At 63.3% G+C, this 13814-nt stretch carries 13 protein-coding genes; 8 read left to right on the forward strand and 5 right to left on the reverse strand.

Features of this window, described 5'->3' with window-relative positions:
- The first annotated feature begins 14 nt into the window (after positions 1 to 14).
- The 4 genes from IRZ12_RS09470 to fabA all read left to right on the forward strand — a co-directional run bounded on the left by IRZ12_RS09470 (position 15) and on the right by fabA (position 5423).
- On the forward strand, positions 15 to 1937 hold the full coding sequence (locus tag IRZ12_RS09470) for a PrkA family serine protein kinase (protein ID WP_296467737.1): 1923 nt from the start codon (positions 15 to 17) through the stop codon (positions 1935 to 1937).
- 11 nt (positions 1938 to 1948) lie between these two features.
- Positions 1949 to 3208, forward strand: a complete 1260-nt coding sequence (locus IRZ12_RS09475) for a YeaH/YhbH family protein (protein ID WP_296467713.1) — start codon at positions 1949 to 1951, stop codon at positions 3206 to 3208.
- On the forward strand, positions 3205 to 4734 hold the full coding sequence (locus IRZ12_RS09480; RefSeq protein ID WP_296467715.1) for a SpoVR family protein: 1530 nt from the start codon (positions 3205 to 3207) through the stop codon (positions 4732 to 4734). The genes IRZ12_RS09475 and IRZ12_RS09480 overlap by 4 nt, the downstream gene beginning before the upstream one ends.
- A 173-nt stretch (positions 4735 to 4907) precedes the next feature.
- Entirely contained in the window at positions 4908 to 5423 is a 516-nt protein-coding gene (gene fabA, locus IRZ12_RS09485; RefSeq protein WP_296467717.1) for a 3-hydroxyacyl-[acyl-carrier-protein] dehydratase FabA, read from the forward strand.
- Positions 5424 to 5501: 78 nt separating this feature from the next.
- Here fabA and IRZ12_RS09490 read toward each other — a convergent pair whose 3' ends face one another.
- The 3 genes from IRZ12_RS09490 to IRZ12_RS09500 are packed head-to-tail and all read right to left on the reverse strand — an operon-like array spanning position 5502 to position 8152.
- Positions 5502 to 6458: a sterol desaturase family protein gene (locus IRZ12_RS09490; protein WP_296467719.1), complete on the reverse strand. Its 957-nt coding sequence runs from the start codon at positions 6456 to 6458 to the stop codon at positions 5502 to 5504.
- Positions 6445 to 7248 (reverse strand): polysaccharide deacetylase family protein, encoded by an 804-nt coding sequence (locus tag IRZ12_RS09495; RefSeq protein ID WP_296467721.1) that lies wholly within the window; start codon positions 7246 to 7248, stop codon positions 6445 to 6447. The genes IRZ12_RS09490 and IRZ12_RS09495 overlap by 14 nt, the downstream gene beginning before the upstream one ends.
- Positions 7232 to 8152, reverse strand: a complete 921-nt coding sequence (locus IRZ12_RS09500; protein ID WP_296467739.1) for a beta-propeller fold lactonase family protein — start codon at positions 8150 to 8152, stop codon at positions 7232 to 7234. The genes IRZ12_RS09495 and IRZ12_RS09500 overlap by 17 nt, the downstream gene beginning before the upstream one ends.
- Before the next feature lie 539 nt (positions 8153 to 8691).
- Between IRZ12_RS09500 and IRZ12_RS09505 the strand changes: the two genes are divergently transcribed.
- The 3 genes from IRZ12_RS09505 (at position 8692) to IRZ12_RS09515 (ending at position 11350) form a co-directional block, all read left to right on the forward strand.
- A complete protein-coding gene (locus IRZ12_RS09505) occupies positions 8692 to 9018 on the forward strand; it encodes a hypothetical protein (protein WP_296467724.1) in 327 nt (108 codons plus the stop codon).
- 97 nt (positions 9019 to 9115) lie between these two features.
- A complete protein-coding gene (locus IRZ12_RS09510; RefSeq protein ID WP_296467726.1) occupies positions 9116 to 9832 on the forward strand; it encodes an MgtC/SapB family protein in 717 nt (238 codons plus the stop codon).
- Positions 9833 to 10441: 609 nt separating this feature from the next.
- A complete protein-coding gene (locus tag IRZ12_RS09515; protein ID WP_296467728.1) occupies positions 10442 to 11350 on the forward strand; it encodes a D-hexose-6-phosphate mutarotase in 909 nt (302 codons plus the stop codon).
- Between the two features lie 34 nt (positions 11351 to 11384).
- Here IRZ12_RS09515 and IRZ12_RS09520 read toward each other — a convergent pair whose 3' ends face one another.
- A complete protein-coding gene (locus IRZ12_RS09520; RefSeq protein WP_296467730.1) occupies positions 11385 to 12374 on the reverse strand; it encodes a tripartite tricarboxylate transporter substrate binding protein in 990 nt (329 codons plus the stop codon).
- Between the two features lie 235 nt (positions 12375 to 12609).
- On the opposite strand from IRZ12_RS09520, the gene IRZ12_RS09525 reads away from it, so the two are divergent.
- A complete protein-coding gene (locus IRZ12_RS09525; protein ID WP_296467733.1) occupies positions 12610 to 13512 on the forward strand; it encodes a DMT family transporter in 903 nt (300 codons plus the stop codon).
- 28 nt (positions 13513 to 13540) lie between these two features.
- Here the strand turns inward: IRZ12_RS09525 and IRZ12_RS09530 are convergent.
- Positions 13541 to 13814 (reverse strand): NAD(P)H-dependent oxidoreductase (locus IRZ12_RS09530; RefSeq protein WP_296467735.1); only part of this gene is annotated, 274 nt, incomplete at its 5' end.

Genomic DNA, 13814 nt, shown 5'->3' on the forward strand with positions numbered 1-13814 from the left:
GGAGGTTGTCCGTGCTGAATATCGTCGAAGGCTTCAAGGCTCAATACGCCAAGACGCAGGAAACCGAACTTTCTCTCGAGGAGTATCTGGACCTCGCCCGCCGGGATCCCATGACTTACGCGACCGCCGCCGAACGCATGCTCGCAGCGATCGGCGAGCCGGAATTGATCGATACGCGCAACGACCCACGGTTGTCGCGGCTGTTCTCCAACCGCCTCATCCGCCGTTACCCCGCGTTCAAGGAATTCTTTGGCATGGAGGAGGTGATCGACCAGATCGTTTCCTTCTTCAAGCATGCCGCCCAAGGGCTGGAAGAGCGTAAGCAGATCCTCTACCTGCTCGGCCCGGTCGGCGGAGGCAAGTCTTCGATTGCCGAACGCCTCAAGGCGCTGATGGAGGTGCATCCCATTTATGCGCTCAAGGGATCGCCTGTGAACGAATCGCCCTTGGGGCTATTCCACCCAGACCGCTTTGGCGACCGCCTCGAGCAAGAGTACGGCATCCCACGCCGCTACCTGAACGGCATCATGTCGCCTTGGGCGATCAAGCGCCTGAAGGAATTCGACGGCGATATCTCACAATTCCGGGTGGTCCGCCTGCAGCCTTCGGTGTTGCGGCAGATCGCCATCGCCAAGACCGAGCCGGGCGACGAGAACAACCAAGACATCTCTTCGCTGGTTGGCAAGGTGGACATCCGCAAGCTCGACCGCTATTCGCAGGACGATCCCGACGCCTACAGCTATTCGGGGGGCCTGTGCCTGGCCAACCAGGGGTTGCTCGAATTCGTTGAAATGTTCAAGGCGCCCATCAAGATGTTGCACCCCCTGTTGACAGCAACCCAGGAGGGCAACTTCAAGGGCACGGAGGGTTTCTCGGCCATACCCTTCAACGGAATCATTCTTGCGCATTCCAACGAGTCCGAGTGGCAGACCTTTCGCAACAACAAGCACAACGAAGCGTTCCTTGACCGTATCTACATCGTCAAGGTTCCGTACTGCCTGCAGGTTTCCGAAGAGGTCAAGATCTACCGCAAGCTGCTGCAGAACAGCTCGCTCGCGAATGCACCTTGCGCGCCGGGCACGCTCGAGATGATGGCCCAGTTCTCCGTGCTGACCCGGCTGAAGGAGCCCGAAAACTCGAGCATATATTCCAAGCTGCGCGTGTACGACGGCGAAAGCCTCAAGGACGTGGATCCCAAGGCGAAGGTACTGCAGGAATACAAGGATTACGCCGGTACCGACGAGGGGATGACCGGGGTATCGACCCGCTTCGCCTACAAGATTCTTTCCAGCGTCTTCAACTACGACCACACGGAAGTGGCGGCCAACCCCGTGCACCTGATGTACGTGCTAGAACAGCGGATCACCCGCGAGGACTTCCCCGAAGACGTCCGGCGACGCTACCTCGAGCACATCAAGGGCTATCTTGCCCCGCGCTATGCCGAATTCATCGGCAAGGAAATCCAGACGGCGTACCTGGAATCGTATTCGGAGTACGGGCAGAACATCTTCGATCGCTACGTCACCTTTGCGGACTGCTGGATCCAAGACGAAGAGTTCCGCGATCCGGAAACGGGCGAAAGCTTCGACCGGGCAGCGCTCAACGCCGAGCTGGAGAAAATCGAAAAACCCGCGGGCATCGCCAACCCCAAGGATTTCCGCAACGAGATCGTGAACTTCGTGTTGCGCGCCCGGGCGAACAACGGCGGACGCAATCCTTCGTGGACCAGCTACGAAAAGCTGCGCGAGGTGATCGAGAAGAAAATGTTCTCCAACACCGAGGACCTGCTCCCGGTCATTTCGTTCAACGCCAAGGCGTCGGCCGAAGACAAGCGCAAGCACGAGAGCTTTGTGGAACGGATGGTCGCAAAAGGCTATACCGAAAAGCAGGTTCGCTTGCTTTGCGAGTGGTACTTGCGGGTGAGGAAGTCTTCGTGAGCTAGGTGAATATGAATTCACTCATCGATAGGCGGCTCAACGGCCGGAATAAGAGCGCTGTCAACCGGGAGCGCTTCATCAGGCGATACAAGGAACAGATCCGCAAGGCAGTCCGCGAGCTGGTCCAGGAGCGGTCCATCGAGGAGATGGATCAAGGCGGGGAAATCAACCTCCCCGCCAAAGACATCTCCGAGCCCGTTTTTCGCTACGGCCGGGGAGGGGACCGCGAAATCGTCCACCCCGGCAACCGCGAGTTCGCCAAAGGCGACAAGATCGAACGGCCGCGCGGCGCGGACGACGGGGATCCCTCCGAACCCGGGGAGGGCGACTCTGTCGACCAGTTTACGTTCAGCTTGTCGCGGGACGAGTTTCTCAACCTATTTTTCGAGGACATGGAGCTTCCCCACCTGGTTCGCACCCAGCTTGGGGAAATCAGCCAGCAGAAATGGCGCCGCGCCGGGTACACCACGACGGGCTCGCCCAGCACGCTGAGTGTATTGCGCACGCTCAAGACATCGCTGTCGCGCCGCATCGCGTTGGGCGGCAGCGAACGCCTGGCGCTCGAAGAAGCGCAACGCAAGCTCGAGGAGGCCCAAGCGCGGGGGGCGCCCGCGACCGAGGTCGAGGCGCTGCGGGAAGAGGTCGAGACGCTCCGTAGCCGGCTCGCGCGGATTCCATTCCTGGACTCGCTCGACTTGCGCTACCGGCACCGGATCGTCGAACCCTCGCCCGTGGCCAGGGCGGTGATGTTTTGCCTCATGGACGTGTCGGGCTCCATGGATGAAAACAAGAAGGACCTGGCCAAGCGTTTCTTTACGCTGCTCTATTTGTTCCTCTCCCGCAAGTACGAGCGGGTGGACCTCGTCTTCGTGCGCCACACCGACAACGCCGAAGAAGTGGACGAAGACACGTTCTTCCACGACCCCAAGAGCGGGGGCACGGTCGTGCTCTCGGCCCTCGAGCTCATGTACAAGATCGTGCAAGAGCGCTATCCGCCCACCACCTGGAACATCTATGCGGCCCAGGCCACCGACGGCGATTCCTTCGGTGCCGACGCCGCCAAGAGCGCCCGATTCCTGTCGGAGCACCTGCTGCCCCTGACTCGCTATTACGCCTACATCGAGATCCCGGACGTGGACGAAATGCGCAAGAGCAGCCTGTGGGCCGAGTATGAGCGCGAGACGGCACCGCATTTCGCCATGCGCCGCATAAGGGAACGACGCGAAATATTCGGGGTGCTGCACGACCTCTTCAAGAAGGAGACCGCATGAGCGTAGCCTTGGAGCGCGAAGCGCCGCCGGGGGCCGTCCAGCCTCTGTCGACTACCTCCGAATGGACCTTCGAACTGATCCAGCGGTATGACGAGGCCATAGGCGAGACGGCGCGGGAGTTCGGGCTCGATACTTACCCGAGCCAGATCGAGATCATCACCTCCGAGCAGATGCTGGATGCCTATGCCTCGGTGGGACTGCCCATCGGCTACCCGCACTGGTCGTACGGCAAGGAATTCATTCGCAACGAGCAAGCCTACCGGCGCGGCGTGCAAGGATTGGCGTACGAAATCGTCATCAACTCCAACCCTTGCATCGCCTACCTCATGGAAGAGAATTCCATGGCGATGCAGGCCTTGGTGATTGCGCACGCGTGCTACGGGCACAACTCGTTCTTCAAGGGGAACTACCTCTTCCGGCAATGGACTGACGCGGAGGGAATGCTGGACTACCTCGTCTTCGCGCGAAACTATGTCATGTCGTGCGAGGAGAAGTACGGCATCGGCCCGGTCGAGGCCACCCTCGACTCCTGCCATGCGCTGATGACCCATGGCGTCGACCGTTATCGACGGCCACACCCGATCTCATACAAGGAAGAGATGCAGCGCCAGGCCGAGCGGGAAGAGTATGCGCGCCAGCAATACAACGATTTATGGCGTACCCTTCCGGCGCGCGACCGCGTCAAGCGCGAGGAAAAGCAAAACGTCTTTCCGCCCGAGCCGGAAGAAAACATCCTGTACTTCATTGAAAAGTACTCGCCGACCTTGGAGCCCTGGCAGAAGGAACTGGTGCGCATCGTGCGCAAGCTCGCCCAGTACTTCTACCCGCAGACCCAGACCAAGATCATGAATGAGGGGTGGGCCACGTTCTGGCATTACACCTTGCTGAACCGGCTGCACGAGAAGGGGCTGGTCACCGACGGCTTCATGATCGAGTTCCTGCAAAGCCACACCAACGTCGTCGCGCAGCGCGGCTTCGACCAGCGGGGCTACGGTGGCATCAACCCCTACGCCCTTGGCTTTGCGATGATGCAGGACATCCGCCGCATTTGCGAGAACCCGACCCCGGAAGACCGCGCGTGGTTCCCGGACATCGCGGGCAGCGATTGGCGCAAGACCCTGGACTTCGCCATGCGCAACTTCAAGGACGAGTCCTTCATCGCGCAGTTCCTGTCGCCGCGGCTGATACGCGAGTTCCGCTTCTTCGCCATCGCCGATCACGAAGACAACCCCTACCTGGAAGTCGAGGCCATACACGACGACGACGGATACCGCCGCGTCAGGCGCCTGCTGGCAGACCAATACAACCGGGACATGCAAGTGCCCGACATCCAGGTGGTCCGCTACAACCGCGACTCGGACCGCTCGCTCGTGCTGCGGCACGTGACCACGCGGGGCAGGCCCCTGCACTCGGAAGATGCGGACCAGGTATTGAAGCACCTCGCCCGGTTGTGGGGCTTCAAGGTCAGGCTCGAAGAGGTCGACGCCCAAGGCAACGTCAAGACCTTCCGCGAACGGGCGCCCTGAGGGTAGGCGGCCGGGCGGATCCGCGCCTCGCTGCGGGAGGGGCGTTGCCTCCTTGGACCATGGCTGGTGGCCGCTCAATGCCACGCCCAGCCATGCCGGGGACCGGCCCGTCCCGGAAGGCGACCTCGCGCGCCCGCGCAGCTATAATGGCGGCCTTCTTCCGAGGATCTTACATGCTTGAACAGAATGCCTTCTCCCGCGAGGACCTGCTGCGCTGCGCGCGGGGCGAGTTATTCGGGAAGGGCAATGCCCAGTTGCCGGCCCCCAACATGCTGATGTTGGACCGCATTACCCATATCTCCGACCAAGGCGGCAAATACGGCAAGGGCGAGGTCATCGCCGAGCTGGACATTCATCCTGACCTCTGGTTCTTCAAGTGCCATTTCGAAGGCGACCCGGTCATGCCCGGCTGCCTGGGCCTGGACGCAATGTGGCAGCTGGTCGGCTTCTTCCTGGGCTGGCAGGGCAATCCTGGGCGCGGCCGGGCGTTGGGCGCGGGCGAAGTGAAATTCGTCGGCCAAGTCCTGCCGACCGCCAAGAAGGTCACCTACCACATCGACATCAAGCGGACGATCAACCGCTCGCTCGTGCTGGGCATCGCCGATGGCCGCATGAGCGTGGACGGCCGCGAGATCTACACAGCCGAAGGCCTACGCGTCGGTCTATTCACCTCGACCGACGCCTTCTGACCCGATGCGCCCGGGTGCCGGGCAGGGGGCTGGTGCTGGCGTGGATCCGACGGCCCCCGGCACGACGCCCCTGATTCGCTACGCACGTCCGAATAGCCGCTTGATCCCCAGCCATTGCTGGGAGAAAAAACCGCGTCCGTAGTCCCGGCCACCTCGCTCCGGCAACTGGTCGCTGATTCCCGTGGGGCCATAGTCGCCGTCAAAGCGAGCCGTCCCGAACAAGATGTCCCAGACGGGAAACAACACACTGAAGTTGTAGTTAGCTTCTGGTGCCCCGGCGACCGCGACGGGCGCGATCGCATGGTGGTGACGGTGGAAGCGCGGACCGACCAGCAGGTACTGCCCCAAGCGGCCGAAACTCATGCGTACGTTCGCATGCGAGAGGCTTTCGACCAGCCGCGTGATCAACACGACCGCCACGAACTGCCCGGGCGGCACGCCGATCAGGTGGGACACCAGGACGATGACCAAGTCCCGCAGCAGGTCGCTCAACAAATGATTCCTCTGGTCGGACCACATCGTCATCTGCCGCTGGCTGTGGTGCACGGCATGCAGTGCCCATAGCCAGCTGAACCTGTGCTCGGCCCGGTGGAATGCATAGTCGACGAAGTCGAAGATCAGCAAGTAAAGGATCAGGCTGATCCAGGGCCGGTCGGTCACGCCCGGCCAAAGTTCATCCAGGTGGTAGGGTGCAAAACCCAGGACGTGCAGGGTGCCGAAGAGCCCGTCCAGCAGTGGCCAAATCGTGAAAAAGAGCGCGAGCCTGAATAGGCCGAGCGAGTGGATCAAGGTATACAAGACGTCAAGCCGGACCGCCGTCCGGTCCACGACTTTCTCTACCGGGCGCCAGCGCTGCAGGGGGGCGAACACCGCGAGCATGATCGCCAGTTGCCCCAGGCCGAGGAGCAGCCACATCGTGGCAGCGTAGGCGTCTTCGAGGAGGTTGGCCAATCCTAGGTGAAAAAGCGAGGGCTGCACGAGGGCCTCGAACAGCCATTGCTGCGCGCCCGAAAAAAGATCGCTAAGGATGCTCATTGACGTGATGCGTGCTCAACCAGTCCCGGTAACGCGGATGTTCGGCCAACGTGGCAAAGCATAAGCCTTTCTGCTTCAGGCCTTCGATCAGCGGCTCCAGGACCGCCGGGGCCCAGGGGTCCTGTCGCGACCAGATGCCCAAATGGGCCAACAAGATATCGCCGCTTCGTATATTGCGCAAGGCGCGCTCTAGCAATAGCCGGTTGGGATATTTGTCGCTGGGAAGCTCGTCTCCCAAGAAGCCGGCCGGCGTCCAGCCCACGTGCCGATAGCCGCAACGACGCTCCGCGGCCTCAAGCAGCTTGGACGAGGTCTTGCCGCCCGGCGCACGGAACAGGGGCGACATGGAGCGGCCAGTCATTTCTTTGAAGCGCCGGGCGCTGCGATCCAGCTCGGCGCAATATCCGTCCGCCGTCACGGTCTGGGTACGGCCAGCCCGGGGGCCAAAGGCCGGTTTCATGCGAAACCCTTCAGGCAGGTCCGCCTGCCAATACACGTGGTCGTAGGTGTGCGAACCGAAAACATGGCCTCGCGCGGCCAGCTGCCTCCACCAGGGCGCCCAGCGGTCGTCCAGGCTCGTGCCGCCGTCCAGCGTCGTTTCGTTGGCCAGGAAGAAAGTGGCTTGCACCTGCTGCCGTTCCAATACTTCGGCCACCAGCGGCGCGACGCCCATATGCCCGGTGTCGAATGTCAGGTACACCGGGCGCGAACAATCGGCGGCCTGGGCCGCTGCGGCCAAGAGCAGCGGCGCGAAGGCCGCGACGCGCGCGAACCTACTGCCTCGGGGCATGGGCCAGCGTCCAGACGCCATGGGGGGATCGTCCGACTTTCACCTGGTGCACCACCGCCTTCTTGACGGTGTCGATGACTGTGAGTTTCTTCGCCCACCGCGAAGTCACAAGCAGCGTCTTGCCGTCCGCCAAGACCTCCATGCAATCCGGCCCGCCGGGGGCCGGATAGACGTCGACCACGGCCATGGCCTGCAAGTCGATGCGGCTGATGGTGTTGGCGACCCGATTGCTGACGAAAAGATGGCGTCCGTCCCCTTGGGCGCGGAACGCGTGCGCGCCTGCACCCGTTTCCAGCTTTTTCACCAACTGGGGAGGCGACGCCGCCAGGTCGTAGACCTCCACGTAGCGATCACCGGTCGTTGCTACCAGCAGATAGCGGTCGTCACCCGTGATGAAGACATCGGCCGGCGTCTTGCCGACCGGCATGGTCCACAAGGGGGTCTGGGTAGGGAGATCGATGGCGATCACTTGGTCGCTATCCTGCAGCGTCACGTACAGATTCCGGCTCTTGCTGTCTATGGCAATGTGGCTGGGCGTGCGGCCCGCCGGAATGCGCTTGACCAGCCGGGGCTCGGTCGTGGCGACGGATCCCTCCCATTGGTAAATGTCGATGTGGTCCAAGCGGTTTGCCGCCGTCACGAACCACTTCATGTCGGGCGAGAACCGCAGGTGATAAGGGTCGACGATTCCGGTCAGCGTACGTTGGACGGTTCCGGTGGCCGGATCCAGGAACGTGAGCGAGTCTCCCGCCGCATTGGCCACCAGCAGGGATTTTTCGTCCGGCGTCAGATAAAGATGGTGGGGTTCCTTGCCGGTGGAGATCCGCCGCTTCTCAGAATAGGTCGCGGCATCGAGAATGCTCACGCTGGCGTCGAGCGAGTTGAGCACGACAATGGGCGGCAGCGAAGGGTTCGCCGATGCGCCGTGTGCCGCCGCGCAGAGCCCGAGAGCCCAGGCTGCGCGGACCAATAGCAAGAGTTTCAAGGTTGGAGTTCCGCAGGTGTTACGACTGTCGAGCGCCGGTGCCGCCACGCGGACGGCAAACCGGCCGGAACAGCCGCGAGGGTCCGCATAGTCTAGGCGGCGCGCGGCACTCTGGCAGTCGTTTCGAAACGAATGTTGGGTCGCCGCGACACGCAGCCGGTTCTGTTCGAAGCGTGCGCCGCCGCCACGATGCGTCGACTAGGGTTGTCCCGGAGGAAGGGGCGGGATAGAATGGTGGCCTTCCAACATTTTTTGAGGCAAGTCGTGGATAACGACGGCAGTAGTCGAGCCGTTTCGGCCAACGCCGCCTAGCAGGTCTGCAGATTTGTCTGCCGCGTCCTGCTAGGCCAGGATGCGGATCCTCCTTCCCCAAGGTTTCCCGCTTTACCCGCCTGCCACGGGCAGGCTCCGCGTTTGCCGAACGGCATAGTCCGTCTTCCTGTCTGCCAGGAGGCTCAATGATGCGTTTCGCCAAGATCTTGGGCGCGTGGCGCCGCAGGAGCGTGCTCGGACCGGGCAAGCGGGATTTGCGCTTCCGCCTGACCGTGTTCAGTGCCAATTCGCGCCTGGACCGCTTGCGTCAACATGTGCACGCCGAGCTCTCATCACGCGACCTGCGCTTTTCCCAAATGCGGATAGCCAGCGCCGCGGCGCCGGACGCGTTCTACCGCATGTCGGTCACCCTGCAGTGCCCGCCGCACCTGCGCCGCGAGCTGAACGCGGTCGCGCTGGGCCTAGGGCGCCATCCCGACATCCAGCGCGTCAGCTACGAACAATTGCAATAACGCCGGCTAAAGCCTGATGCGTCGAGCTGCCGGGCCAGCGGTCCGGCAGCTCGTTTTGTTTTTCGACGACCTAGAAACCAAAAAGAAGGGAGGTCGCGTGCAGGCCTTCGCGAATTTCCACACCCTTGAATTGCTCGACACGCTCGTCAGCCTGGCGACCGCCTTCATACTCGGCGCGCTCATCGGGCTCGAGCGGCAGTACCGCCAGCGTACCGCGGGTCTGCGCACCAATGTACTCGTGGCGCTTGGCGCGGCAATTTTCGTCGACATGGCGATGCGCATCGCGGGCACGGACGGCGCCGCCCGTGTCGCCTCCTACGTTGTGTCCGGCGTAGGATTCCTGGGGGCGGGCGTCATCATGCGGGAAGAGGGCAATGTGCGCGGCCTGAACACCGCGGCGACGCTCTGGGGATCGGCGGCCATCGGAGCCTGCGCGGGAGCAGACCTGATCGCCGAGGCGATCCTGGCCACCGTTTTCGTCCTTGCCGCCAACACCCTGCTGCGCCCCGTCGTGAACACCTTCAACCGCAAGCCGGTGGACGTCCTCTCGTCTGAGGTGACGAGCATCATCCACGTCATTACTGGAACTGCCCACCGAACGGCAGCCATGGCGGCGCTCGAAGCCGAGCTGGAACGGGCGAACTATCCGCTCGCGGAGCTCGAAGTGGTGCCGTTTGGCGATGAAGAGATCGAAATCCGCGCCACTTTGATGGCTACCTCCATCCAGGGCACCGAGCTCGACGCCATCACCGCCAAACTTGCCGGCAACCCTGCCATCGCCCAGGTATTCTGGGCGCCGAGCATCTCGGACTGACCCACCCACACGTTGCCGATTTTTTGACCGAGCCAAGGCAAACGGCGATATGACGGGCCTTGGCGGCCTCTATCCCAAGCCTATCCCCTGATTTATCCACAATTCGAGGGGACAACTGCCTGTTACAAATGCCGGTCCGTCTTTGCGCACCAGCTCATCCGCGTCGTCGACCCTGGCCGCCATGATTCGACTCGCGCCATCAACCTTAAGGCTGAGCACCGTTTTGGGGTCCGGACGCGTCCGATTGGTGCCGTCTTCCTAGGGGCAAGACGGATTTGGCCCCCGTAAGCCGACCTCTGCCAGTGTGGCGCCACCGCGGCGCCCTCGGCCGGAAGTTCTAGGATGAGAGGTCGAACCCTCGAGCTGCCCAAGCGACGTGCAAATCGTTTCAAATCGCGTGCTGGCGCGGGTCTTGCGGCCGCCATTTCCTGCTATCCCCAAACTTGTCCACAGAAGTGGTGGATAAGCATCCAATCCCGCCGCGGGGCATAATTGCCCAGCCGAGAAGGCCGCCTGGGCGACACCGGCACGTGGCCGAGAGGGATGCACCAAGCAGCGGGCTATGGGAATGCGAGGCCGCACCATCTGACAAGACCCACGAGGATAACCATGGATGAAAACGCATTTGCTGCCGTCGAGCCATGCACCGTCGGCGCGCTGCCGTGCTGGCGATTGCAATCTCCCCACGGCCAGGCGCTGGTCGCGCGACAGGGAGCGCAGCTGCTCAGCTATACGCCCCGGGGGCAGCGTCCCGTCGTGTGGCTGAGCGACGCCGCCGCCTTCGAGACCGGGCGGCCGGTGCGTGGCGGCATACCCGTTTGCTGGCCGTGGTTCGGCCAGTTCGACCGCAATCCTGTCGAGGTGCAGATGATGCTGCCGAAGGGCGTGGACGCTCCGTCCCACGGGTTCGCCCGGACGCTGGACTGGGAGGCACTCGAGGCGGGCGCCACGCCAGAAGCGGCGCGCCTGGTGCTGCGCCTGGACCTGCCTTCAGGCTGGGGGGAGTGGCGGCACGCGGCCGAGCTGGTCTTGGAAATCCAGCTGGACGATGCCTTGACGCTTACGCTCGCCACGCGCAACGCCGGGCTTGCGCCCCTGGCCGTCAGCCAGGCGCTACACACTTATTTCGCTGTCAGCGACATCGACCACGTCGAGGTCCACGGGCTGGATGGGGTTCGATACGTCGATACGCTGCGGGACTGGACCAGCCACGCGCAAGGCGGGGCACTTCGCATCGAAGCAGAGACCGACCGCATTTATACAGGCATCGACGGCGCGCTAGCGATTCGCGACGCAGGCTGGCGCCGGAACGTCCACATTCAGCCTTTCGGGTCGCGATCGGCCGTAGTGTGGAATCCGTGGATAGAGAAATCCCGCCGCTTGTCCCAATTCCGCCCAGATGCTTGGCGCGGCATGCTGTGCATCGAGACGGCCCGCGCATGGGACGACATACTGCACGTTGCGCCCGGCGCCACCGAACGAATGGGCATGACCATCCGGGCCTCGGACTGGGGCTGAGCCGGCCCTGCCCAGCGCAAATCGATTCTTCCGGTTAGTCTACGGTGGCACCCGATTTCTTGACGATTTGCGCCCACTTGGGAATTTCCCTTTTCACCGTCGCAGCAAACTCCTCAGGCGTGCTGGAGGTCGCTTCGATGCCCATGGCACCGAGTTGCCGCTTGAGATTTTCATCCGCCATGCCTTTGGCGATGGCCTCATTGAGGCGTTGCACGACGGACTGCGGCGTCCCCTTGGGCACCACGACGCCGAGCCAGTTGGAAACGTCATACCCGTCGAGCCCGGCTTCTGAGATCGCAGGGACCTCCGGCAGCGCGCTGATGCGCTTGAGCGACGTTACCCCCAGCGCGCGGACCTTGCCTGCGCGGATGTGCTCTGCATACACAGCGTAGGAGTCGAAGGTCATGCTGAGCCGCCCGGCCAGCAGGTCGTTGAGCAGCGGCGCGCTGCCCTTGTACGGTACATGCAGCAACTGCACGTCGGCCATCGAGGCAAACAGGGCGCCGGACAAATGGCTGGAGCTGCCGTTGCCCGCGGACCCGTAGGACAGGCGCCCCGGCTGCGCCTTGGCGAGCGCGATGAGTTCCTGGACCGTCCGCGCCTGAACCGAGGGGTGAACGACCAACACGCGCGGCGTGGTATGCGTCAGGCTGACATACTCGAAATCCTTCACCGGGTCGTAGCGCAGCTTGGGATACAGGGAGGGATTGATGGCCAGCGTACCCATGGTGGCAAAGAGCAGGGTATAGCCGTCTGGTGGCGAATTGACGACGGCCTCGGCCGCCGGCGTACCACCCGCTCCCCCACGGTTCTCGATGACGACCTGTTGGCCGAGTTGCTCGGAGAGCTGCTGCGCCAGTCCCCGCGCCATGATGTCGGCGGCCCCGCCGGCCGGAAACGGGACGATCATGCGCAGGGGCCGTTCGGGATAGGGACTTGCGGCATGCGCGCCGACGGTCACGCCAAGCGCGCAGACCGCCGCCCAATGGAATGCCGAGCGCACGCGAAGACGAAACGCAGACATTGAGTGCTCCTCCATTGTTGTTCTCGCCGCCGCCCACAACCGAGAGACGTTGATAAAGACGGTGCGCGCGCCTACTGTAGGCGCTCGCACCGGTGGCGCCTATGGCGGTGGCATCAAAGCTGTTATGCGGCATCGGCCTGGCATGCTCCGGCCTGGGCCGCTGCGGGGCAGTCGGGACCGGCCGGCGCGCAAGACACGGTATGATCGCTGGCTCACGACCGCTTCCGCCGCGACCTTGGATATTTCACTGCTCTGGATTCCCGCCACCCTGATCGCCGCTGCCGCGCAGACCGCGCGCAACACGATGCAGCACAAGTTGACGAGCGAATTGGGAACACTAGGCGCCGCACAAGTGCGCTTTCTCTATGGCCTGCCGTTCGCGCTGGTTTTTCTCGCCATCCTGCTCCTGGCCGGCGGAGAAACGTTGCCACCTGCGCATGGCAGGTTCCTGCTGCTTTGCGCCGCCGCCGCCGCCGTACAGATTCTCGCCACGGTGCTGATGTTGGCGACCATGCAGCTGCGCAACTTCGCGTTGAGCACGGTCTATGTCAAGACCGAGCCCGTGCTGGTGGCGATTTTCGCCGTCGCGGTACTGGGCGATCCGCTCACTGTCCTGGCCGCTTGCGCCGTCCTGATTGCAACGACCGGGGTCGTGACCATGTCGTGGAAACCCGGGGCGGGAGCGGGCAGCAATTGGCGCCCGGCTTTGCTCGGCATCACCTCCGGCGCATGCTTCGCCTTGTCCTCCGTCGTTTTCCGGGGAGCCATCCTGTCGCTCGAGGGCGGCTCGTTCGCGCTGCGTGCCAGCATGACGCTCGTGGTGGGGCTGCTAATGCAGACTGCGGCGCTAGTGATCTGGCAGGCGCTATTCCAACGCGACGTGCTGCGGCACGTGCTGGCAGCGTGGCGTTCGTCGCTGCCAGCCGGCTTCATGGGCGCGTTCGCGTCGCAGTGCTGGTACATCGGCTTTGCATTGACCTCCGCGGCCAATGTCCGCACCCTGGGCTTGGTAGAGGTCCTCTTCGCTCAGGTCGCGTCCCGACGCATCTTCGCCCAGCATACGAGCCGCAAAGAACGCTATGGCATGGCGCTGGTGGTGGCCGGGCTGGTGCTGCTGCTCTACGGCGCGCCCCGCTGAGCGGGCCGCGCGCCCGCATGCACCGGTGTTACGCCGCCGCGGCGAGTTCCTCGGCCAACAGTCCGGCGCGGTGCAACGCCGACTCGAGCGCTTCGGCACGCACCTGCGTGCCGAGCGACACGCCCTCGGCCCGCACCACGTGGACGTCGTTGACGCCGAAGAACCCGAATATCGCGCGCAGGTAAGCCTCCTGGTGATCCATCATCGGCTCCATGGGCGTGCCGGCATACTTGCCTCCACGGGACGAAACGATCACCACCTTCTTCCCACCCGCCAGGCCCTGTGGCCCCTCGGCCGTATAG

This window comes from Pigmentiphaga sp. (assembly GCF_019689535.1).
GTDB lineage: Bacteria > Pseudomonadota > Gammaproteobacteria > Burkholderiales > Burkholderiaceae_B > Pigmentiphaga.

Excerpts from the sequence above, each read along its gene's own strand:
- IRZ12_RS09495 (WP_296467721.1), bottom strand. The coding sequence starts at position 7,248 with ATGCCCCGAGGCAGTAGGTTCGCGCGCGTCGCGGCCTTCGCGCCGCTG.
- IRZ12_RS09475 (WP_296467713.1), top strand. The coding sequence starts at position 1,949 with ATGAATTCACTCATCGATAGGCGGCTCAACGGCCGGAATAAGAGCGCT.
- fabA (WP_296467717.1), top strand. The coding sequence starts at position 4,908 with ATGCTTGAACAGAATGCCTTCTCCCGCGAGGACCTGCTGCGCTGCGCG.
- IRZ12_RS09520 (WP_296467730.1), bottom strand. The coding sequence starts at position 12,374 with ATGTCTGCGTTTCGTCTTCGCGTGCGCTCGGCATTCCATTGGGCGGCG.
- IRZ12_RS09490 (WP_296467719.1), bottom strand. The coding sequence starts at position 6,458 with ATGAGCATCCTTAGCGATCTTTTTTCGGGCGCGCAGCAATGGCTGTTC.
- IRZ12_RS09480 (WP_296467715.1), top strand. The coding sequence starts at position 3,205 with ATGAGCGTAGCCTTGGAGCGCGAAGCGCCGCCGGGGGCCGTCCAGCCT.
- IRZ12_RS09505 (WP_296467724.1), top strand. The coding sequence starts at position 8,692 with ATGATGCGTTTCGCCAAGATCTTGGGCGCGTGGCGCCGCAGGAGCGTG.
- IRZ12_RS09515 (WP_296467728.1), top strand. The coding sequence starts at position 10,442 with ATGGATGAAAACGCATTTGCTGCCGTCGAGCCATGCACCGTCGGCGCG.